At 67.2% G+C, this 18,887-nt stretch carries 25 protein-coding genes; 16 read left to right on the top strand and 9 right to left on the bottom strand.

Annotation, left to right across the window (positions count from 1 at the left end; genetic code table 11):
* Positions 1 to 4: 4 nt before the first annotated feature.
* From D5301_RS09685 to moaA, 5 genes are read right to left on the bottom strand one after another with little or no spacing between them, the layout of a single operon-like run.
* Positions 5 to 505 carry a molybdenum cofactor biosynthesis protein MoaE gene (locus D5301_RS09685; RefSeq protein WP_153855508.1) on the bottom strand — a complete coding sequence of 167 codons (501 nt, stop codon included), beginning with the start codon at positions 503 to 505 and terminating at the stop codon, positions 5 to 7.
* Positions 506 to 508: 3 nt separating this feature from the next.
* On the bottom strand, positions 509 to 769 hold the full coding sequence (locus D5301_RS09690) for a MoaD/ThiS family protein (RefSeq protein ID WP_006371550.1): 261 nt from the start codon (positions 767 to 769) through the stop codon (positions 509 to 511).
* Positions 769 to 2,022, bottom strand: coding sequence for a gephyrin-like molybdotransferase Glp (glp, locus tag D5301_RS09695; RefSeq protein ID WP_153855509.1), 1,254 nt, complete (start codon positions 2,020 to 2,022; stop codon positions 769 to 771). The genes D5301_RS09690 and glp overlap by 1 nt, the downstream gene beginning before the upstream one ends.
* Positions 2,022 to 3,017 carry a bifunctional molybdenum cofactor biosynthesis protein MoaC/MoaB gene (gene moaCB / locus D5301_RS09700; protein WP_153855510.1) on the bottom strand — a complete coding sequence of 332 codons (996 nt, stop codon included), beginning with the start codon at positions 3,015 to 3,017 and terminating at the stop codon, positions 2,022 to 2,024. The genes glp and moaCB overlap by 1 nt, the downstream gene beginning before the upstream one ends.
* A gap of 8 nt (positions 3,018 to 3,025) precedes the next feature.
* Positions 3,026 to 4,006, bottom strand: a complete 981-nt coding sequence (gene moaA, locus D5301_RS09705) for a GTP 3',8-cyclase MoaA (protein ID WP_054171909.1) — start codon at positions 4,004 to 4,006, stop codon at positions 3,026 to 3,028.
* A gap of 194 nt (positions 4,007 to 4,200) precedes the next feature.
* Between moaA and D5301_RS09710 the strand changes: the two genes are divergently transcribed.
* Positions 4,201 to 4,605, top strand: coding sequence for a ribonucleotide reductase subunit alpha (locus tag D5301_RS09710; protein WP_094000758.1), 405 nt, complete (start codon positions 4,201 to 4,203; stop codon positions 4,603 to 4,605).
* On the opposite strand, the gene D5301_RS09715 is transcribed toward D5301_RS09710, so the two are convergent.
* Positions 4,599 to 4,928, bottom strand: coding sequence for a hypothetical protein (locus D5301_RS09715; RefSeq protein WP_153855511.1), 330 nt, complete (start codon positions 4,926 to 4,928; stop codon positions 4,599 to 4,601). The two genes, D5301_RS09710 and D5301_RS09715, sit on opposite strands and share 7 nt — an antisense overlap.
* Positions 4,929 to 5,496: 568 nt before the next feature.
* Here D5301_RS09715 and D5301_RS09720 point away from each other — a divergent pair.
* Positions 5,497 to 5,871 carry a hypothetical protein gene (locus tag D5301_RS09720; protein WP_153855512.1) on the top strand — a complete coding sequence of 125 codons (375 nt, stop codon included), beginning with the start codon at positions 5,497 to 5,499 and terminating at the stop codon, positions 5,869 to 5,871.
* 120 nt (positions 5,872 to 5,991) lie between these two features.
* Here the strand turns inward: D5301_RS09720 and D5301_RS09725 are convergent, their stop codons facing one another.
* Positions 5,992 to 6,621 carry a cation transporter gene (locus D5301_RS09725; protein ID WP_153855513.1) on the bottom strand — a complete coding sequence of 210 codons (630 nt, stop codon included), beginning with the start codon at positions 6,619 to 6,621 and terminating at the stop codon, positions 5,992 to 5,994.
* A gap of 84 nt (positions 6,622 to 6,705) precedes the next feature.
* Between D5301_RS09725 and D5301_RS09730 the strand changes: the two genes are divergently transcribed.
* Entirely contained in the window at positions 6,706 to 7,116 is a 411-nt protein-coding gene (locus D5301_RS09730; RefSeq protein WP_153855514.1) for a helix-turn-helix domain-containing protein, read from the top strand.
* A gap of 30 nt (positions 7,117 to 7,146) precedes the next feature.
* Here D5301_RS09730 and arsH read toward each other — a convergent pair whose 3' ends face one another.
* Entirely contained in the window at positions 7,147 to 7,875 is a 729-nt protein-coding gene (arsH, locus tag D5301_RS09735; RefSeq protein ID WP_153855515.1) for an arsenical resistance protein ArsH, read from the bottom strand.
* 17 nt (positions 7,876 to 7,892) lie between these two features.
* Between arsH and D5301_RS09740 the strand changes: the two genes are divergently transcribed.
* From D5301_RS09740 to D5301_RS09780, 9 genes are all read left to right on the top strand, one after another.
* Positions 7,893 to 8,222: a winged helix-turn-helix domain-containing protein gene (locus tag D5301_RS09740; RefSeq protein WP_153855516.1), complete on the top strand. Its 330-nt coding sequence runs from the start codon at positions 7,893 to 7,895 to the stop codon at positions 8,220 to 8,222.
* 15 nt (positions 8,223 to 8,237) lie between these two features.
* Positions 8,238 to 8,741 (top strand): arsenate reductase ArsC, encoded by a 504-nt coding sequence (locus D5301_RS09745; protein WP_153855517.1) that lies wholly within the window; start codon positions 8,238 to 8,240, stop codon positions 8,739 to 8,741.
* A 14-nt stretch (positions 8,742 to 8,755) separates the two neighbouring features.
* Positions 8,756 to 9,787 (top strand): ACR3 family arsenite efflux transporter, encoded by a 1,032-nt coding sequence (gene arsB, locus D5301_RS09750; protein ID WP_153855633.1) that lies wholly within the window; start codon positions 8,756 to 8,758, stop codon positions 9,785 to 9,787.
* A gap of 161 nt (positions 9,788 to 9,948) precedes the next feature.
* Complete coding sequence (locus D5301_RS09755) at positions 9,949 to 10,296, top strand: RcnB family protein (RefSeq protein ID WP_153855518.1); 348 nt, start codon at positions 9,949 to 9,951, stop codon at positions 10,294 to 10,296.
* A 395-nt stretch (positions 10,297 to 10,691) separates the two neighbouring features.
* Positions 10,692 to 11,438: a hypothetical protein gene (locus D5301_RS09760; protein ID WP_228756370.1), complete on the top strand. Its 747-nt coding sequence runs from the start codon at positions 10,692 to 10,694 to the stop codon at positions 11,436 to 11,438.
* Between the two features lie 32 nt (positions 11,439 to 11,470).
* Positions 11,471 to 11,923 carry a hypothetical protein gene (locus tag D5301_RS09765; RefSeq protein WP_194936624.1) on the top strand — a complete coding sequence of 151 codons (453 nt, stop codon included), beginning with the start codon at positions 11,471 to 11,473 and terminating at the stop codon, positions 11,921 to 11,923.
* Positions 11,924 to 11,961: 38 nt separating this feature from the next.
* The gene (locus D5301_RS09770) at positions 11,962 to 12,489 is read left to right on the top strand and encodes a nuclear transport factor 2 family protein (protein ID WP_153855519.1); all 528 of its coding nucleotides are present in this window, start codon (positions 11,962 to 11,964) and stop codon (positions 12,487 to 12,489) included.
* Positions 12,490 to 12,538: 49 nt separating this feature from the next.
* A complete protein-coding gene (locus D5301_RS09775; protein ID WP_153855520.1) occupies positions 12,539 to 13,165 on the top strand; it encodes a hypothetical protein in 627 nt (208 codons plus the stop codon).
* Between the two features lie 82 nt (positions 13,166 to 13,247).
* Complete coding sequence (locus D5301_RS09780; RefSeq protein WP_008265627.1) at positions 13,248 to 13,640, top strand: diacylglycerol kinase; 393 nt, start codon at positions 13,248 to 13,250, stop codon at positions 13,638 to 13,640.
* Between the two features lie 50 nt (positions 13,641 to 13,690).
* Here the strand turns inward: D5301_RS09780 and D5301_RS09785 are convergent, their stop codons facing one another.
* The gene (locus tag D5301_RS09785) at positions 13,691 to 14,611 is read right to left on the bottom strand and encodes a M14 family metallocarboxypeptidase (protein ID WP_014037468.1); all 921 of its coding nucleotides are present in this window, start codon (positions 14,609 to 14,611) and stop codon (positions 13,691 to 13,693) included.
* Positions 14,612 to 14,756: 145 nt separating this feature from the next.
* Between D5301_RS09785 and D5301_RS09790 the strand changes: the two genes are divergently transcribed.
* Genes D5301_RS09790 through D5301_RS09805 form a run of 4 tightly spaced genes read left to right on the top strand, consistent with a single transcriptional unit; the run spans position 14,757 to position 18,678 of the window.
* On the top strand, positions 14,757 to 15,410 hold the full coding sequence (locus tag D5301_RS09790; protein WP_153855521.1) for a DUF3348 family protein: 654 nt from the start codon (positions 14,757 to 14,759) through the stop codon (positions 15,408 to 15,410).
* Between the two features lie 10 nt (positions 15,411 to 15,420).
* Positions 15,421 to 17,685: a DUF802 domain-containing protein gene (locus D5301_RS09795; protein ID WP_153855522.1), complete on the top strand. Its 2,265-nt coding sequence runs from the start codon at positions 15,421 to 15,423 to the stop codon at positions 17,683 to 17,685.
* Positions 17,682 to 18,320: an OmpA family protein gene (locus D5301_RS09800; protein WP_097047766.1), complete on the top strand. Its 639-nt coding sequence runs from the start codon at positions 17,682 to 17,684 to the stop codon at positions 18,318 to 18,320. Before D5301_RS09795 ends, D5301_RS09800 begins: the two co-directional genes overlap by 4 nt.
* Entirely contained in the window at positions 18,238 to 18,678 is a 441-nt protein-coding gene (locus D5301_RS09805) for a DUF2894 domain-containing protein (RefSeq protein ID WP_324187301.1), read from the top strand. The genes D5301_RS09800 and D5301_RS09805 overlap by 83 nt, the downstream gene beginning before the upstream one ends.
* The last annotated feature ends 209 nt before the right edge of the window (positions 18,679 to 18,887 follow it).

Here is an 18,887-nt window from a genome sequence, read left to right on the forward strand (position 1 = left end):
GGGCTCAATGCTGGTGGTCGTGCGCATGGTCATGGGCATGTGCGGGTTCGCTGTCCGCATGGCACAGGCTGCAACCCTCGCTCCACTCGCTGTCGCCGTCCTCGTAATGCTCCTGCTTCCAGATCGGGCACTGGTGCTTCACCACCTCGATCAACTGCCGGCAGGCCCTGAATGCCTCGTCTCGATGCGGGCTGCCCGCAGCCACCACCACCGCCACATCGCCAATGCCCAACCGGCCCTTTGCATGGGCCACATACAGCTTCAGCTTCGGACCGAACGTCGCCTCGACCTCGGCGGCCAAGCGCTTGAACTCGTTCAGCACCAGCGGCTCGAACAGGTCATAGGTAATCCCGTTCACCGGCCGGCCGATGTTGACGTCGCGCACCTTGCCGATGAACACATCGATGCCACCGAAACCCGGATCGGACACCGCAGCGATGCCCTCGGCCGGATCGATCGACGCCTGCGCGCGATCCACCACTTTGGCGATGATCTTCTCGCTCATGGCTCAGCCCCCGCTTACCGGCGGCAGGATCGCCACCCGGCCATCGTCGGGCAGCGCCTCGTGGTCACGCAGCACGCGTTGCTGGTCGGCGAACGCCGAGTAGTCCAGCAGGCCCGCGCGGAAGCCCGGCCAGCGCGCAGGCAGCAGCTCGCGCAACGCCTGGCGCAGATCAGCCACAGTGCCACCGGCTACCTCCACCGCGATCTCGCGGCTGGCATCCAGATCGGAAAACGCACCAAACAACTGCAGATTCACCTGTTTCATCATGACTCCTGGCTCGCCAGCTGCACCGGGTCATGGTGACCCCAGCCCTGCACACGCACGTAGGTGCCAGCGTTGGCCAGGTCTCCCTCGGCCTCCAGCACCACCCAGGCGTTGGCCTGCAGCATGGACATCAAACGGAACGACTCCTGCCCGGACAGCACCCGCGCACTCAGGCGGCCCTGCGCGTCCACTTCCACCCGCGCACGCGCGTGGAAGCGCAGGCCCAGCGGCTTGCGCACGTCGGCCTGCAGCGGCAGCTGCAACACGGTTTCCGGTGCCAGCCCCAGCAGGCGGCGCAGCACCGGCTCGACGAAGAAGCGCTGGCCCACGGCGGCCGAGACCGGGTTGCCGGGCAGACCGAAATACAGCGCACCATTGGGCAGCACCGCGAACAACAGCGGCTTGCCGGGGCGGATCGCTACCTTGTGGAAGACGATGCGCGCACCACGTCCACGCAGCGCATCGGGAACGAAATCGTAGCGGCCGGCCGACACCGCGCCGGTGCTGATCAGCAGCTGCGCGCCGGCAGCCAGCGCGTCATCCAGCACCGCATTGAACGCCGCCACGTCATCACCCACCGTGCCCTGCCACACCACTTCGGCACCGGCGGCCTGCAGGCGGCCAACCAGATACGGCCGGTTGCTGTCACGAATCTGGCCGGATTCCAGCGTCTGCGCCGCCTCGGTCACCAACTCCTTGCCGGTAGCGATCACTGCCGCCTTCGGCCGCGCCACCACCGCCACCTGGCCCACGCCGATGGCATGCAGCAGGGTGCGCGCATTGATATCCAGCACCTGCCCAGCCTGCAGCACGCGCTCGCCTTCGCGTACATCCTGGCCGCACAGGCGCACGTTCTGGCCCGGCTTCACCGTGCCCTCCAGGGCGATGCGGGTCGGGCGGCCCTCCTCGCTGGCGAGGATCTCCACGTTCTCGACCGGCACCACCGTATCCAGCCCAACCGGCATGCGCGCACCGGTCATGATTTCCCAGGCACCCTCGCCACCTTCGGCGCCGGCATCGCCGGCCGCCTGCCAACCCTGCACCGCGAATTCGGTACCGGCTTCGAACGTCGTGCCGTTGGCGCGCAGCGCGAAACCGTCCATCGCAGAATTGTCGAACGGCGGCAGCGACTGCCCACTGATGATGTCACTGGCCAGAGTGCGGCCGCCGGCCTCATGCAACGGCAGGCGCTCGGCCGGCAGCGGCGTGGCCGCATCCAGCAGGTGCTGCAGGGCTTCGCTGTAGGCAATCATCAGTGGCCACCACCATCGACCATCGCCAAAGCGTGGCCCAGCACCGGCGCCAGAATATCGAGGCACTGCGCCGCCGCCTTCGGGCTGCCCGGCAGTGCGAACACCAGCATGTTGCCCAGCTGCACCACCTCGGCGCGGCTCAGCCAGGCCATCGGCGTGTGCTGTGCGCTGAGTGCCCGCACCATCTGCGCCAGGCCATGCACCGGCCGTGCGTTCAAGGAACGCAGCGCCTCCGGGGTCAGGTCACGCGGGCCCAGCCCGGTACCGCCGCTGCACAGGCACAGGCGCACGCCCTCGGCGGCCAGTGCCTGCAGGCGGCCCGCCAACGGCTCGATGCCGTCGGGCAAGATCTCGGCGGCCACGACCTCACCGCCCAGCTTTTTCAGGCCGCTTACCAGGGTTGGGCCGGACACATCTTCATAGGTGCCCTCGCTGGCGCGATCGCTCAGCGTGATCACCGCGCAGGCCGCGCCCTCCAGGCCCTTCGGCGCACGCGGCTTGAAGCGCGCGCGCTCGGCATCGTCCATGCCATCCGGGTGCAGCCACACGCCGCGCTTGCCGCCTTCCTTGAACAGCAGGCGGATGCCCTCGATGCGCAGTGCCGGTTCCACCGGCTTGCTCAGGTCGTACAGGGTCAGCAGCGCCGCGTTGACGCCGGCCAGTGCCTCCATCTCCACGCCGGTGCGCGCCTCGCTGGCGCACTCGCACCACACGCGGATCGCCTGCCGTTCCGGTACCGGCGCGCAGAACACCTGCACCAGTTCCAGCGGCAGCGGGTGGCACAGCGGCATCAGCATCGAGGCCATCTTGGCGCCCTGCAGGCCGGCAATCTCGGCCATCACCAGCGCATCGCCCTTGGGCAGGCGGCGCTCGACGATCAGCGGATAGGCCACCGGACCGGCATGCAGCTCGCCCACCGCCACCGCACGGCGGCGGGTGATGCGCTTGTCGCGGACATCGGCCATATGGAAGGCCGCATTCAATTCCCCACTCATCGTGTTGCTCATCCTCCGATGGAGGCCAGGTGCGGGGTCAGCCCGGTCTGGCCCTGGTGCAGTCCATGCCCGGCCGCTTTCAGGCCAAGCTGTGTGGTGATGCGTGCCAGCAGCGCGTCGTGGTCATCGTCGCTCTGCAGCAGCGGGCGCAGCGGCACGCCGAACTCGCCGAACAGGCACAGCCGCAGGTCGCCCTTGGCGGTCACCCGCAGGCGGTTGCAGCCCTTGCAGAAGTCACGCGAATACGGGGCGATGATGCCGATGCTGCCGCGATGGTCGGGGTGGCCGAACTCCCGCGCTGGCCCGGCATCGGCCGCGCGTGGACGCTCGTGCCAGCCGGCCGCCAGCAGCTGCTCGATCACCACGTCGGCGCGCAGGTGGTGGCGCTGGAAATAGGCTTCGTTGTCGCCGGTGCGCATCAGTTCGATGAAGCGCACGCTGAAGGGGCGGTCGCGCAGGTAGTCCATCCATTGCGGAAGCTCGTCGTCGTTCAGGCCACGCAGCAGTACCGCGTTGAGCTTGATCGCCGGCAGGCCCAGCGCCTGTGCCAGGGCCAGGCCCTGTTCGATCTCCGGCAGGCGGTCATGCCCGGTGATGGTCTTGAACCGTTCGCGCTGCAGGCTGTCCATGCTCACGTTCAGCGCGGTCAGGCCGGCGCGATGCCAGCCTGGCAGGCGACGCGGCAGCAGCGTGCCATTGGTGGTGATGGCCACCTTGCGGATGCCCGGCACCGCCGCCACGGTGGCGATGATCTCGTCCAGGTCCTTGCGCAGGCTGGGCTCGCCACCGGTCAGGCGGATCTTGCTCATGCCCAACGCGGCAAACGCACGCACCAGGCGCGCGATTTCATCCACCTGCAGGAAGCGTGGGCGGCCATCGGCCTGGTAACCGTCGGGCAGGCAGTAGCTGCAACGGAAGTTGCAGGCTTCGGTCAGCGACAGGCGCAGGTACGGAAAGCTGCGTCCGAAACCGTCGGTGAGTTGGCTCATGGCTGGTCCACCTTGTTGCTCCACCGTCTTGCCTGTGCCCGGAACGGCCCGGAAACCCTCGTCTGCTGGAACGATTGCCAGAGTACGCGGCAGTCAGTTCCATGGGCATGACTTAAATCAATCGTCTTCGGCCCCGCGCGGCAGGCGTTATGGCAGCATGCGGCTTTCCGTGCAGCGGGCGTGTGACAACCCTCATGATGATGAACGATTTCCAGCAGCTGCTGCACGCCGCAGGCCAGCAGGCTGAACCGCAACGCTTGCTGTTCGTATTCGTGCGCGCCGAGCTGCCCGAATCGCCCACCAGCGACCAGCGCGACCGGCATGATCGCCGCGAGGGCGGCACCCTGTCGCCGGTGCTGTGCGTGGACAAGCTGCCGGCCGAGGTGCCCAGTTTCCTGGCGCTGGCGACCGAATCGACCACCACCGGCATCGAGTGGGACCTGGTGTTCGTGGCGGCGCTGGACGGCCGCGCCGGTTTCGCGCCCAACAGCGATGAAGCCGCTCGCCCGCTGCAGCTGATGGTCAACGCCATCCATGACGGTCAGATCGGCCGCTTTGCCGCCTTCGACCGGGGCGGCGAGCCTGTTCAGTTCTATTGAGCCACCAGCTGCAGGGTCAGGAAGAAGATCACCAGCACGGTGTTCAGCCCCCAGGCCACGGTCAGCCCGCGCGCGGCCACGCCCAGGTTGGGGTTGTGCGCGGTGGGCGCCGAGCGCCACACCGCCGGGATGATCCAGCCGGTATAGAGCAGCAACACGGCGAACACCCCCAGCAGCAGCGACGTGCGCTGGTTGGCCAACGCCCAGAGGGCCACGGCCCACAGAATGTTGCTGGGAATGACGCCCTGCAGCCAGAACACACTCCAGAGCCGTGAACGCCCCGGGATATCGGGCGCCGGGTGCAGGGAAGCGGTGGCAGTCATAAGTCTCCTTCTGGTTAGGAAACGTGCCGGACCAGCCTGCGCTTGGTGGCTGGGAACGTCAACCCGAGTCGCACGTCACGCTTTGGCGCCGGTGGGGCCCAGCGACGCTCGACTCAGGCTCGCGCGGAGCCTGTCGCCATCGCCCCGCCCAACCCGCGCCCTTCCCTCCCCCAACCTCGACGTCTGTCGCAGATTGCACGGTGCGGGCGGATCACCGCGCCAGCCCGCGCTGGCGGTGCTTAACAGCGTGGGAGAATGCCGAAAGCGTCTCCAATCGAGCGATGTTTGCAACTCTTCTGATTGGCATTGCACAGCGCCAGGGGCTCAGATGGCGTGCCACCGGAAAAGGGTGGCCGGGTTTCGAATCCCGAGTTGGTCCTGAGTGATTGCGCTTGCCAGTCGGCGTCCACATTCCGTGGCGCCGGCTGGCAATCCGTCTGCCGGCTATGGCGGGCGGTGCGTGGGGGCGTTCGCGCCCACCGGCTTGGGACCAACCCGGATTCGAACCATGCACCGCCCGCCACTTTTATGGGTGGCGGCTACCGATTGCCCTGCACGGAGCCTTGCCATGAACAAATCGAACTTCCCGCACCTGCACGCCGACCACGGCACCACCCACGACGACGGTTCGCCACAGGCTGCGCCTGCAGTGGACAGGAACACCTTCATTTCCAATCTCAACCGCATCGGCTCCGGTGCGGCAGCCGATGGCCAACCCTGGCCGGAGCGGCATCAACTTCCCGGCCGCTGCCTGGCCCTGGCCGATGCCGATTGCGCGTTGAGCGGGTTGCGTGTGGTGCTGGAAATGCTGCTGGCGGCCGAACGCACCCGGCAGAACGGCGAACCGGAAGAGTACGTGGGCGACCGGGTGATGGAGGGGTTGGTACTGGCCAGCCAGTCGTTGTGCGCGCAGGCGGTGGGGCGGTTGCAGCCTGAAGGCTGATCGGCACCCGCTATCCGGAAGCGGTGATGGGCGCCCATGCACTGCAGGAAACGGTGATGCTGATCGACCAACGCAGTCAACACGTGGCGACCTGAGCGGGCAGCCACCACCGCAACTGAGTCACTGGCGGTGTGCTGCTCGCCATGCCGGCCACGCTTCAGCGATCACGCTCACTGCCGACCTCAGGAACAACAGGGCGATCACTGCGCCGACGACAATATCCGGCCAGCCGCGCCCGGTCATGGCCACGCCGCCTGCGGCCACCAGCACGCCCAGGTTCGCGGCCACGTCATTGCGCGAGCACTCGAACGTGCTCTTCATGTTGATGTTCAAGCTGCGGAAACGCCACAGCAGCGCCACGCAGGTGAGGTTCGCCACCAGGGCAATGCCACCGAACACCAGCATCAGCGTGCTGGACGGTGGCACGCCGTTGACCAGCTTGCCGGCCACTTCGAACACGATGAACACGAAGAAGGCCAGGATCAGCAGGCCCTTGGCCAGCGCCGCGCCCGCCTCCCAGCGCGCGCCCCGGTTTACCGCCCACAGGCTCAGGCCATAGACGATGGCATCTCCCAGCATGTCGACCGCATCGGCCTGCAGGGCACTGGATCGCGCGGCAAGGCCCGCGCCGAACTCGATGAAGAACATCGCCAGATTGATTGCCAGCACCGCTACCAGCACCCGCCGCTGGGCGCTGTGCAGCGCTATCGATGCCAGCTCCTGGCGCTTGTGGCCGCAGCACTGGTCCATGGGGGCGCTCCGCCGGGCGTGCCCGGGCTTGAAATGAAAGGGAGCTGCCTTTATCAACCTTGTAGCCCCTACAAGGTCAAGCCCATGACAGCCCCACTTACCATCGGCCAACTGGCCCGCCACACCGGCACCAAGGCAGAGACCATCCGCTATTACGAAAAGATCGGGCTGCTGCAGCCGCCGTTGCGTTCGCAGGGCAACTACCGCTGCTACGGCGCGCAGGATCAACGGCGGCTGGCATTCGTGCGCCGTGCGCGCGAGCTGGGGTTCGCCATCGAGCAGATCCGCGAACTGATCGCCTTCGGCGAGCAACGCGAGCACCAGTGCAGTTCGGTGGATGACGTGGTGAAGGCACACATTGCCGACATCGCGCGCAGGATTGCCGACCTGCAGGCGTTGCAGGGCGAACTGCAGCGGATGATCGGCAACTGCCCCGGCGGGCGCGTGGCCGACTGCCGGGTACTGGAAGCCCTGCAGCCTGCGCCGGCTAGCTGAGCAGGAACCGCACGCGATTCGGCACCCGCCTTAGACGCCGGTCGCTCCCGCCGCTTGCGCCAGCTCCGCCGCCAACGCATCGCCCTTGCGCTCGCTGTAACGGTCCACGAGGTAGTCGGCGCGGCCGCGGGTGAGCAGCGTGAACTTCACCAGTTCTTCGACCACATCCACCACGCGATCGTAGTAAGGCGAGGGCTTCATCCGTCCGTCTTCGTCGAACTCCTGCCAGGCCTTGGCCACCGACGACTGGTTGGGAATGGTCAGCATGCGCATCCAGCGGCCCAGTACCCGCAGCGTATTGACCGTGTTGAACGACTGCGAACCGCCGCAGACCTGCATCACCGCCAGCGTCCTGCCCTGGGTCGGCCGCACGCTGCCGTCTTCCAGTGGCAGCCAGTCGATCTGGTTCTTGAACACGCCGGTCACCGTGCCGTGCCGCTCCGGGCTGACCCACACCTGCCCTTCCGACCAGTGCGACCACTCGCGCAACCGCTGCACTTCCGGATGCCCCTTGTCCACGCTGTCCAGCAGCGGCAAGGCATGTGGATCGAACACGCGCGTTTCGCAGCCCAGATGCTGCAGAAGGCATTCGGCCTCCAGTGCCAGCTTGCGGCTGAACGATTGCGGCCGCAGTGAGCCGTACAGCACCAGAATGCGTGGCGGCCCCTGGCGTTCGGCGGCCAACCGCTGGTGATCCGGCTGGGGAAGCGAGGCTTGCCTCAGATGGGGCAGCAAAGGACTTGTGATCGGCTTATTCATTCGACTATTCTAGAAATATGGAAACATTAAATGCAATCGCCGCGCTCACTGCACTCGGCCACGCCACCCGCCTGGCAGCCTTCCGCCTGCTGGTCGAAGCCGGCCCGGCCGGTCGCATGGCCGGCGACATCGCCGCAGCGCTCCAGGTTCCTCCCGCCACCCTCAGCTTCCACCTGAAGGAACTGGTACAGGCCGGCCTGGTCGAGAGCGAGAGCCAGGGCCGCCACGTCTGCTACCGCGCGAATTTCAGCGCAATGACCGGCCTGATCGAGTACCTCACGCACAACTGCTGCGCCGGTTCGCCCAGCGAACAATGCACCCCGTCAGGCAATCCCTACAGCTGCTGATTCGGAAACGCCACCATGTCCCGCTCCATCCTGTTTCTCTGCACCGGCAACAGCGCCCGCAGCGTGCTGGCCGAAGCCACCCTGCGCGCATGGGGCGGCGACCGCTTCACGGCCTTCAGTGCCGGCAGCCACCCGACCGGCCAGGTCAATCCATTCGCGCTTGCACAGCTGCGCGCCGAAGGCATCCCGATCGCGGGACTGCGCAGCAAATCCTGGGATGAGTTCGCCGACGCGGCTCCGATGGATCTGGTGATCACCGTCTGCGATGCGGCGGCAGCGGAGACCTGCCCGGTGCTGTTCGGTGATTTCATCCGCAGCCATTGGGGCCTGCCGGACCCGGCCGAGGTAGAGGGCAGCGATGCCGACAAGGCTGCCGCCTTCGCCCATGCGCATGCCATCGTGAAGGCACGCGTGCAGGCCCTGCTGGCGCTGCCCGGGCACGTGTGGCAAGACCGCGGAATGCTGCAGCAGGCGCTGGACCAGATCGGCCATCTGCTGCCGGCAGCGCGCACGCCATGAGCACAGCGGCACCCATGGGCCTGTTCGAGCGCCACCTGACGCTCTGGGTCGCGCTGTGCATCATCGTCGGCACGCTGCTCGGGCACTTCCTGCCAGGTGCTTTCGCCTCCCTGGCGGCGGCTGAAGTGGCCAAGGTCAACCTTCCGGTGGCGGTGCTGATCTGGCTGATGATCATTCCGATGCTGCTGAGGGTGGATTTCGGTGCGATGCGCCAGCTGGGGCAGCACTGGAAAGGCATCGGGGTGACGCTGTTCATCAACTGGGCGGTGAAGCCGTTCTCGATGGCGCTGCTGGGCTGGCTCTTCCTGCGCCACGTCTTTGCGGACTGGCTGCCCGCCGGCCAGATCGAGAGCTATATCGCCGGCCTGATCCTGCTGGCCGCCGCGCCTTGCACGGCCATGGTGTTCGTGTGGAGCAATCTGTGTCGCGGCGATGCCAACTTCACACTGAGCCAGGTGGCACTGAACGACGCGATCATGGTGGTGGCCTATGCGCCGATGGTGGCGCTGCTGCTGGGGCTGTCGGCCATCACCGTGCCGTGGGATACGTTGCTGCTGTCGGTCGGCCTGTACATCGTGGCGCCGGTGCTGGTGGCCGCGTTGCTGCGCCGCTGGATCCTGTCACGCCATGGCCAGCCCGGGCTGCAGGCGGCGCTGCGCCGGCTGGGGCCACTGTCACTGTCGGCACTGCTGCTGACGCTGGTGCTGCTGTTCGGGTTCCAGGGCCAGCAGATCGTGCAGCAGCCGCTGGTGATTGCGGTGATCGCGGTCCCGATCCTGATCCAGGTCTATTTCACCTCCGGCCTGGCGTACCTGCTCAACCGGCGCCTGGGTGTGGCGCACTGCGTGGCCGGGCCGTCAGCACTGATCGGCGCCAGCAACTTCTTCGAACTGGCGGTGGCGACGGCCGTGGGCCTGTTTGGTGTCCACTCCGGTGCGGCGCTGGCTACGGTGGTGGGGGTGCTGATTGAAGTGCCCGTGATGCTTTCGGTTGTGAAGATCGTGAACCGCTCACGCGACTGGTATGAGGCGCGCGAGCGTGTTTGAGGCGGCCATGCCGGAGGCGGCGGCGTCGCGCCCGAGCCGTCAGTTGCAGCGCAGTGGAAAGCGCCCTGCTACGAAGGTGACAGTTCAGAAGTCCGTTCACGTTCCTTGATCCATACTCCACGGCACCACGCCGCATGCAGCGGCAAAGCCCGGAGGTTGCGATGAACACCGCACGCTTGTTCGCCATTGCGTTGACCACGGCTGCCGCGCTGGCCGTGGCACCCGCCTTCGCTGATCCGCCGCACCATGCGCGCGGCAACGGGCCACCGCCGCACGCCGGTGGCCCGCACAACCGTGATGCACCGCCGCCGGGCTGGCAGAAGAAGGCCTGGCGTCGCGGCGAGCGCCTGCCATGGGCGGAAGTGGACCGCCGCTACTGGGTGGACGACTACGCGCGCTATCACCTGCGCGAGCCGGGCCGCGACCGGCGCTGGGTGCGCCAGTCCGATAACGAGTACCTGTTGGTGGAGATCGCCACCGGCTTGATCATCGACGCGCTGCATCGCTGAAGCGACTTGCAGCTTCTCCACACGCGGCGAATTACCCCTGCGATGCGGCCCGGCATTCATGCTGGGCCGCAATGAGATGTTCCCGCACATCAACACCGCGGCAAAGAGCCCGATCACCAAAGAGCAGGCGGATGGATATCTCCCGTGTGAACAGCCTACGGTGATGTCCAGCGCGACGTTGCGAGCACGCGATCAGAAGCATCCAGCTCCACCGACCAGGCTTCGGTATCCAGGCCCAACCGGTTCTCATACCACCATCGCTGCGCACAGCGACCACTGCATCCACTGCTTGCATAACAGGTAAAGGGAATACCGGCGTGCTCCACCACGTCAGGTTGCCCCAGCGCCAGAATGACCTGTGCCCTGCCCGCCCCGACCGGGACCAAGGCAAGCGCATGGCAATGCCTCGCCGAGATCGCCGAACAACCGGCAATGTACGCCACGGACAGGCCGGCACCGGCCTGTTGCGCCGCCCGGCATCCGTGCTAGCGTGCGCCGTCAAACTCTCCATGAGGTGCAGGATGCGCAATGGAATGCGATGTGGCCTGGTCATGGCCTGCATGGCCCTCACGGCCGCCGCGGCGGCCGCATCACCGGCTGCAACGCCCGGTGATCGCAGCCAGGACTTCGTGCAGACACAGGCGATCGCCGCGCGCTGCCAGAAGACGCTGCCCGGCCTGGAACTGCAGTTGCAGGAGGGCCGCCAGCACTGGCTGTCGACGCTCGACGCTGCGCAGCGGCAGGCGGCCGAGGCTTATGCCGGCAGCAAGGAAGGCAAGGCGCTGGAAAAAGGCGTGGAGCGGGATGCCTCCCGCGCCTTCGGTCGCAATACCTTGTCCGCCGCGGCGACCTGCGTTGGCCTGCTCGCCGAATATGGCCCGGCTCATCCGCTGCCTGCCGGAACGGCAATGCCGGCCGACCGGGTGCAGCACTACATGCTGCACTTCGCGCCGATGGCGCTGGCCCGGCTGCAGTGCGCACGCCTGGAGGGCATCGACGTGACAGCCCAGCCCGATGGTTCGGAAACCTGGCAGTACCGGGCCTGCGGCCGGACCGAATCCGTTCGCATGGCCCCGCTCGGACAGAGCTGGTCGATGAGCGATGCGGACCGCAATCGCCTGTTCGACGCGCTGACCCGATAGGTCCGACGGCATTCCACGGGGACGCAAGGACGATGTTTGCACTCGCCAACTGGACCAGGATGCGATCCATCCTTCCATTGACGGTCTGCACGGCGCTCAGCGCCTGCGGACTGGTGATGGACAGTTCGTTCGACACCCAGCAGCAGGCCATCGACGCCGACATGGTGAACAAGGGATGGATTCCCGATTGGGTGCCCCACGAAGCGACCAACCTGCATGAGGTGCACGATCTGGATTCAAACACCAGCGCGCTGGCGTTCACCAAGCCCCGTGTGGTGTTGCTGAAGCTGCCTGCCGATTGCCAAGCGACCACATCCGGCGACAGCGATCCTGTTGCGTTCGATCGATCCTGGTGGCCGGATGAGGGGACGCTCGACGGGTCGTACAGGATTTTTCGCTGCACGCCAGAGCTCGGGAAATCGGTTTTCGTGGCGGTGAGCAGAAACGAAGACCGCGTGCTTTTCTGGCGGGCGTACCCGCGCTGATGCGCTTGCGCAGCCATTCTTCCCATCAGGATTCACCGATGTCCATCACACATGCACGCTTCGCCGCCCTCGCCCTCCTCCTCCCGGCGTGCCTGCCGGCCTACGCCGCGAAGAACGCTCCCGCCGACGTCAAGGCGATCGAACAGGTGGTCGAATCCTTCCGCACCTCGCTGATCAACAAGGACAAGCCGACCTACATGGGCCTGTTCTTCTCGGATGAACCGGAAGACATCGGCTGGCAGTACGTCTCCGAGGATGTGCGCCTGCAGGACATCCGCAAGGCCAAGCCCGATGCGATCAAGGCGCGGCGGATTCCCGCCAACAACTTCATCGCACTGATCGACGGGGCGGTGGCCTCGCCGAAACCGAAGGAGGAGACATTCTCCAACACGAAGATCGAGACGGATGGCGATGTGGCCTCGGTGTCGTTTGACTACAGCTTCCACGACGATGGGGTGAAGACCAACTGGGGCAAGGAGATGTGGCAGCTGATCCGCACCGAACAGGGCTGGAAGATCTTCTCGGTGATCTATTCGATCCGCGATTCACGCAGCCCGGCCGAATGAGTGATCTGTCAGACTGGTGCCCACCGTTCGTCCATGCCAGCCAGACCCGATGACCCGGATTGCCGACCTCAACGCCGACCAGCTCGCCCACCACGCGCTCAACATCTTCATCGCCCAGGGCCGCCATGTGGAAGGCGCCCGCGTGATCTATCGGGCGCTGCAACTGGACCCGCATCATCCCGGTGCGCTGCGCTGCCTGAGCGATTTCCTGGCTCACCAGGGCACCGAGCCCTTCGCGGCAGTCACGCTGGAACACGCCCTGTCCGGTGCCTTTCCACTGGATGACGATGCGCGCCAGATGCTGGATGACCTGCGTTTCCTCGACATCTGGTCCTGGGGGTTTTCTCGGCACGTCTCCGGCGAAGCCAACCTCAGCGGCGAAGCGTTCAAGAACCGCGAGGATTTCGTGTTCGATGGCCCGGCCTATGCGACCTTCCTCAACACGGTCACCGAGCCGGCCGGTTCGTTGCAGGGCGCCTTCCAGGCCGCAGTCCGTATCTGCGGGTTGATGTCGGGCCTGCTGCGCCATCCGCAGAAGGACAATCCGGCGTTCGATGATGTGCTGCGTTCCTCCGCCTTCATCGAGACCGAGGCATACCCGGCATGGCTGGCCTCGCCGACCGACGATCTGGATGCCCTCGACCAGGCCATCCAGGCACAGCGCCAGGCCGGCTGAAGGAAAATCCAACGGGCGTCCGACGCTTTCCCGACGCCCGCCTGCACATCCTGTCGTGAGGTCAATTCATGGCAGAACCCGCATGCAGCCACCTCACCCCAGGGACAGCGGCAAGTACCCGCATGGCAAGACCGGCCTTCGCCGCATCTTCCACACGCTGATCCATTCGCGCGACGGCTTCATCGCCACCTTCCGTGGCGAAGCGGCCTTCCGGCAGCTGTTGCTGCTGCATGCACTGCTGATGGTCGCGGCCTTCGTGCTGGACATCAGCACGATCGAGCGGGCCGTGGTGCTGGCCGTCTGCTTCATCAGCCTGCTGGTGGAACTGCTCAACTCGGCCATCGAAGCGGTGGTCGACCGCATCTCGCTGGACCACCACCCGCTGTCCAAGAACGCCAAGGACATGGGCAGCGCCGCCCAGACCACCGCGCTGCTCATGGTCGGCACGGTGTGGGGCGTGATCCTGCTGGGCTAGATCACACCCAAGCCGCCGGATGTGACCCAACGCTACCCTGCGCTGATGCGTTACTGGGCGGCCAGGGCGAAATCCAGACCCGCGCATACCGCTGCCACCTGGGCGTCGTTGCATTCCTGCGGGTTGGTGCGCGGGCTGTCCGGGTAGACCTCGGTGGTGGTGGCAAAGCGTGCGTCGGTGAAGCCGGCGCAGGCGCCGATCGAGCGCGACTCGCCCCAGACCACGCCCGGTGACTGCAGCGGCAGACCGACCAGGTTGCCTTCGGCGTCGGCCGGGGCGATGTGGGTGACCGGGGCAACGGCGGTGATCAATGCCTTCTGGAATTCCGCCTGCGGATCTTCGCTGTTGCCGATCACGTAGAAGCCATCCGGAATGGTGTCGCGCTCGAACGGCTTGCCGTCGCGGGCGCAGCGCGCCGGATCGAACTCGTGCAGGTCGCTGTCGGTGGTCTCGTGCAGGTCCAGGTGCACCAGCAGGTTCGGCTTGCGCTCAGCCACCCAGCGCATCAGCGCGGCGGCCTCTTCGATCTGGCCGCCGTCACGGAAGCTGCGGTTCGGGTCGATGGCATCCGGGTTCCAGCGCTGGATGCGCTCGTAGCCCCACGGGCTGACGCACGGCGCCACGATCAGGTTCAGCCGGCCCAGGTAACGCTCGGCCTGCTGCTCCAGGAACTGCAGGGCACCATGCACGCCGCTGGTCTCGTAGCCATGCACGCCGCCGGTGATCAGCGCGGTCGGCAGCGCCGGGTTCCAGTCGTGGTTGACCACGGCGAACAGCGGGTAATGGTCCGGCGCATAGTCCAACTGGCCATACTGGATCACGTCGAAGCTGTCGTCCAGGCGTTCAAGGGCGGCCACAACATCGTCGTGGTAGCTGCGCTGGCGCTGCTGGCGGGCCCGCCACTGTGCGCGTTCCGCGTCGCCCCAGGGCTGTCCGGGGGTGCCGATCGGGTAGAACTGCGCAACAGTCATTGGGGAACTCCAAGGGTCGAACGGATGGGTGCAGCCGGTCATTCTAAGCCTTGTCGCGCCTGCGGGTCCCCTCCCCCGGCCCCGCCTTCATCCAGCCAAGGTCATCTGGTTGTAAAATCAACGGTTTTTGGCCCCTCACCCCTTGATGGCGAAAGCAGCGCAGCCGGTCCTGGGTGGACCGGAATTCCTCCGCCTGCTCGCCCGTCTCAGCGACGGCGCGATGCCGGCCAGCAGTCCCGCCCTGACCGAACGCCTCGGCCAGTGGGTGGACTGGAGCCGTGCCGTGGCCCTGTCCGGGGCGCTCGGCGGACGCCTGCTCGAGCCGGGTGAGGCCACCGAAGCGGCCGGGGATGTGCTGGGCGACTGCGCCCAGGCCCATGCCAGCCTGCTGGCCTCGATCAGTGAGGATGCCGAGGCCGAGCGCCTGCTGGACCTGGCCGAAGCCGCCGCCGCACCCAACTTCGCCTCGCTGCGCCAGCGCTACCGGGTGCTGCAGCAGGCCATCCAGACCGCCACCGGGCGCCTGCGCGGCCGCCTGCGCGACCAACTGGTGCAGGTTTCACCCGAGCTGGCACGGCTGGCCGAGGTCGATGCGGTGATGGAACAGACCCTCACCCCGCGCGAGCACAGCCTGCTGGCCACTGCGCCGGCGGTGCTCGGCGCCCGTTTTGAACGCGTGCACGGCCAGCCCGGCTGGCGCGCGGCCTTCCGCCATGACATGCGCACCCTGCTGCTTGCCGAGCTGCAGCTGCGCTTCCACCCGATCGAAGGGCTGCAAGACGCCCTGCGCTCCCACTGACCGGAACACCATGTCCAGAACTGCTTTCCATGTCGTTGTTTTCCTTGTCGGCCTGCTGGCCGTGTGCTGGATCGGCATTGGCTACGTTTCGGTGCATCCGCTGGGTGCAGCGGTGGCGGCGATCATCGCGGCCTGCTACATCGCCGGTGGCGTGGAGCTGTACCGCTACCGCCAGGCCAGCAACGGCCTGCGCAGCGCACTGAGTGACCTGTCCAACGCGAAGGAAAACCTTGTCCCCTGGCTGGAGCGCGTGCCGATGGGCCTGCGCAACGCCGTGCGCCTGCGCGTGGAAGGCGAGCGCACCGCCCTGCCCGCGCCGGTACTGACTCCGTACCTGGTTGGCCTGCTGGTGCTGTTGGGCATGCTCGGCACCCTGCTGGGCATGATGGACACCCTGCGCGGTACCGGCCTGGCCCTGCAGAGCGCGACCGACATGGCCGCCATCCGCGGCTCGCTGGCCTCGCCCGTGCAGGGCCTGGCGGTGGCATTCGGCACCTCGATCGCCGGCGTGGCCAGCTCGGCCATGCTCGGCCTGCTGGCAGCGCTGCTGCGCCGCGACCGCCTGCAGGCCGTGCAGCAGCTGGACCGTGCCATTACCGGCGACCTGCACCCGTACTCGCAGGCCTGGCAGCGCGCCGAATCGCTTCGACTGCTGCAGGCACAGTCCGCCGCGCTGCCGGCGCTGGTCGACCGCCTGCAGGCGATGACCAGCACCTTCGAACAGCACAGTGCGGCCGCCAATGAGCGCCTGCTGGCCGGCCAGGCCGAGTTCCTGACCCAGAGCCAGGCGCTGCAGGAACGCCTGGCCGTCTCGCTGCAGCAGTCGCTACGCGAAGGTGCCGAGGCCAGCGCCGCTGCCATCGGTGGCGCGCTGCAGCCGATGGCCGAGACCACGCTGGCCGGCCTGGCCCAGCATGGTGAGGCGCTGCATGCCCGTGTCGAGCAGGCGGTGCAGCAGCAGTTGTCTGGCCTGAGCGACGGTTTCGAACGCAGCCGCGTCGCCACCGAAGCCAGCTGGGCCAAGGTGGTGAATGAGCAGACCCAGGCACAACAGGCGCTGGTGAGTGATCTGCGCCAGCACCTGCAGGCCTTCAGCGATGGCCAGGGCACCCAGGCCGATGCACTGGTCGCGCGCATCGGCGAGCGCCTGCAGGCCGATGCCAGCGGCAATGCCGAGGCCTGGCGCGCCGCCGCCGAACAGCAGCAGGCATTGAATACCGCACTGGTCGAACGCCAGCAGCAGGCATTGCTGGACGCCAGCGAGCATCTGGACGCGCGTGCGCAGGCGCTGCTGCAGGCACTGGAACAGCACCACAGCGCCAGCCAGGCGCTGCTGCAGGATCACGAACTGCAGCGCTCGCAGCAGTGGCAGGCCGCGCAGGCCGCCGCCGCCACCGCGCACGCCGAACTGCAGGCCAGCCTGGACAGCCGCGAGCAGCAGCGCCAGGCGCGCTGGGATGCGGTCAGCGCCGAACTGCAGCAGGCCCACGCCGCGCTGCAGGCCCAGCTGGAGGCCGGCGACGAACAGCGCCTGCAGCGCTGGAGCGATGCCCTGCAGCACGTTTCCACGGAGCTGGCCGAACGCCTGCAGGCCAACGGCGAACGCCTGGCCGCGCAGCAGCAGCAGGTCTGCGACACGCTGGCGGCCACCGCACAGCAGATCGGCGAGAACGGTCGCGCCCAGGCCAGTGCCACGCTGGCGGAAGTGTCCACCCTGCTGCAGACCGCGGCCGCTGCACCGAAGGCCGCCGCCGACGTCATCAACGAGCTGCGCAGCACGCTCTCCGAGAGCCTGGTGCGCGACAACGCGATGCTGGAAGAACGCGGCCGGCTGCTGGCCACCGTGCAGACCCTGCTGGATGCGATCAACCATGCCTCGCACGAACAGCGCACCGCCGTGGACGCGCTGGTCGGTGGTTCGGCCGAGCTGCTGGAACGCGTCGGCAACCGCTTCACCGACCATATCGCCGCCGAGACCGGCAAGCTGGATGGCATTGCCGCAGCGCTCAGCGGCAGCGCCGGCGACGTCGGCCAGCTGGCCGGCACCTTCGGTTCCGCTGTCGAGCAGTTCGGTACGGCCTCGGCTGAGCTGTCCGGCCGCCTGGAACAGATTGGCGGCGCACTGGATGCCTCGCTGGCCCGCAGCGACGAGCAGCTGGCCTACTACGTGGCGCAGGCACGCGAGGTGGTCGACCTCAGCCTGCTGTCGCAGAAGCAGGTGATGGAAGAACTGCAGCAGCTGGCCACGCGCCGCGGCAAGGCCGGCAGCGCATGAGCGACGAGCTGGAGGTCGACGGCGGCTCACACGCCCCGATCTGGGCCGCCTTCGGCGACCTGATGTCGGTGCTGCTGGGCGCGTTCGTGCTGATACTGGTCGGTGTGGTTGCCGTGCAGCTGGAGCTGTCGCAGCGACTGGACCAGGAAGTGAAGCAGCGCCAGGCCGAAGCCAAGCGCCTGCAGACCCTGGAACAGGCGCTGGCGGGCCCGCTGGCCGCCGGTCGCGTGACCCTGGTCGATGGACGCATCGGCATCAGTGGCAGCGTGTTGTTTGCACTGAACTCGGACCAGCTGCAGCCGGAAGGCCAGGAGCTGCTGCGCAGCCTGGCTGCGCCGCTGGCCGCCTACCTGGGCACGCGCGAAGAGATCCTGATGGTCAGCGGCTTCACCGATGACGCGCCGGTGCGCGAAGGCAACCGGCGTTTCGCCGACAACTGGGAGCTGTCGGCACAGCGTTCGCTGACCGTGACCCGCACGTTGATTGCCGATGGCGTACCGGCTGACGCGGTATTCGCCGCCGCGTTCGGCAGCGAGCAGCCGGTCAGCTCCAATGCCAGCGAAGACGGCCGCGCGCGCAATCGTCGCGTGGAAATCGCGCCGATTCCCAAGCCCAGGGCCCCGGATGCCAAGTAAGCCGCCCGCACTGGAGGGCCTGCGCGCACTGGTGCGCGACCTCGATGCGGGGTCGCGCTCGCTGCCGCATTACCCGCAGGTGCCGATGCTGCAGCAGGTGCAGCGCGAGTGGTCGGAGCTGCGCAGCGAGCTGCAGGTACGCCGTTCGCTGCGCACCGAAGCCCCCGCCGACGGCGGCCCGCTGAACTCGGCGGTGCTGGTGCAGCGCATGCTGGACACGATGCAGGCGACCAGCCCCGGTTACCTGCGCCACTTCATCGACTACGTGGACACCCTGTCCTGGTTGCAGGCGCTGCAGGATGGCGCCGCCAGCGGCGGCGATACCGCGAAGCCAAAGCGCACGCGCAAGCTGCGCTGAACACCGATTGGTAGTGCCGGCCGCTGGCCGGCAGCTGCACATTGCCAGATGGGTCCACGTGGCTGCCGGCCAGCGGCCGGCACTACCCGTCGTGGTAGACGCCTCACAACGAATGAACATGTCACCAGACAGTCATCTGTCTAGCGCACCATTTTCACGTTGATCCACGGCGCCTGCAGCGTCACCGGTCGCATCGGTTGTCTCCCCTT

Origin of the sequence: Stenotrophomonas sp. MH181796, assembly GCF_009659995.1 — a bacterium.
Taxonomy (GTDB): Bacteria; Pseudomonadota; Gammaproteobacteria; order Xanthomonadales; family Xanthomonadaceae; genus Stenotrophomonas; species Stenotrophomonas riyadhensis.

Coding starts and splice junctions, on each gene's coding strand:
- D5301_RS09685 (WP_153855508.1), bottom strand. CDS start 505: ATGAGCGAGAAGATCATCGCCAAAGTGGTGGATCGCGCGCAGGCGTCG.
- D5301_RS09690 (WP_006371550.1), bottom strand. CDS start 769: ATGAAACAGGTGAATCTGCAGTTGTTTGGTGCGTTTTCCGATCTGGAT.
- glp (WP_153855509.1), bottom strand. CDS start 2,022: ATGATTGCCTACAGCGAAGCCCTGCAGCACCTGCTGGATGCGGCCACG.
- moaCB (WP_153855510.1), bottom strand. CDS start 3,017: ATGAGTGGGGAATTGAATGCGGCCTTCCATATGGCCGATGTCCGCGAC.
- moaA (WP_054171909.1), bottom strand. CDS start 4,006: ATGAGCCAACTCACCGACGGTTTCGGACGCAGCTTTCCGTACCTGCGC.
- D5301_RS09710 (WP_094000758.1), top strand. CDS start 4,201: ATGATGATGAACGATTTCCAGCAGCTGCTGCACGCCGCAGGCCAGCAG.
- D5301_RS09715 (WP_153855511.1), bottom strand. CDS start 4,928: ATGACTGCCACCGCTTCCCTGCACCCGGCGCCCGATATCCCGGGGCGT.
- D5301_RS09720 (WP_153855512.1), top strand. CDS start 5,497: ATGAACAAATCGAACTTCCCGCACCTGCACGCCGACCACGGCACCACC.
- D5301_RS09725 (WP_153855513.1), bottom strand. CDS start 6,621: ATGGACCAGTGCTGCGGCCACAAGCGCCAGGAGCTGGCATCGATAGCG.
- D5301_RS09730 (WP_153855514.1), top strand. CDS start 6,706: ATGACAGCCCCACTTACCATCGGCCAACTGGCCCGCCACACCGGCACC.
- arsH (WP_153855515.1), bottom strand. CDS start 7,875: ATGAATAAGCCGATCACAAGTCCTTTGCTGCCCCATCTGAGGCAAGCC.
- D5301_RS09740 (WP_153855516.1), top strand. CDS start 7,893: ATGGAAACATTAAATGCAATCGCCGCGCTCACTGCACTCGGCCACGCC.
- D5301_RS09745 (WP_153855517.1), top strand. CDS start 8,238: ATGTCCCGCTCCATCCTGTTTCTCTGCACCGGCAACAGCGCCCGCAGC.
- arsB (WP_153855633.1), top strand. CDS start 8,756: ATGGGCCTGTTCGAGCGCCACCTGACGCTCTGGGTCGCGCTGTGCATC.
- D5301_RS09755 (WP_153855518.1), top strand. CDS start 9,949: ATGAACACCGCACGCTTGTTCGCCATTGCGTTGACCACGGCTGCCGCG.
- D5301_RS09760 (WP_228756370.1), top strand. CDS start 10,692: ATGGCAATGCCTCGCCGAGATCGCCGAACAACCGGCAATGTACGCCAC.
- D5301_RS09765 (WP_194936624.1), top strand. CDS start 11,471: ATGTTTGCACTCGCCAACTGGACCAGGATGCGATCCATCCTTCCATTG.
- D5301_RS09770 (WP_153855519.1), top strand. CDS start 11,962: ATGTCCATCACACATGCACGCTTCGCCGCCCTCGCCCTCCTCCTCCCG.
- D5301_RS09775 (WP_153855520.1), top strand. CDS start 12,539: ATGACCCGGATTGCCGACCTCAACGCCGACCAGCTCGCCCACCACGCG.
- D5301_RS09780 (WP_008265627.1), top strand. CDS start 13,248: ATGCAGCCACCTCACCCCAGGGACAGCGGCAAGTACCCGCATGGCAAG.
- D5301_RS09785 (WP_014037468.1), bottom strand. CDS start 14,611: ATGACTGTTGCGCAGTTCTACCCGATCGGCACCCCCGGACAGCCCTGG.
- D5301_RS09790 (WP_153855521.1), top strand. CDS start 14,757: ATGGCGAAAGCAGCGCAGCCGGTCCTGGGTGGACCGGAATTCCTCCGC.
- D5301_RS09795 (WP_153855522.1), top strand. CDS start 15,421: ATGTCCAGAACTGCTTTCCATGTCGTTGTTTTCCTTGTCGGCCTGCTG.
- D5301_RS09800 (WP_097047766.1), top strand. CDS start 17,682: ATGAGCGACGAGCTGGAGGTCGACGGCGGCTCACACGCCCCGATCTGG.
- D5301_RS09805 (WP_324187301.1), top strand. CDS start 18,238: ATGCCAGCGAAGACGGCCGCGCGCGCAATCGTCGCGTGGAAATCGCGC.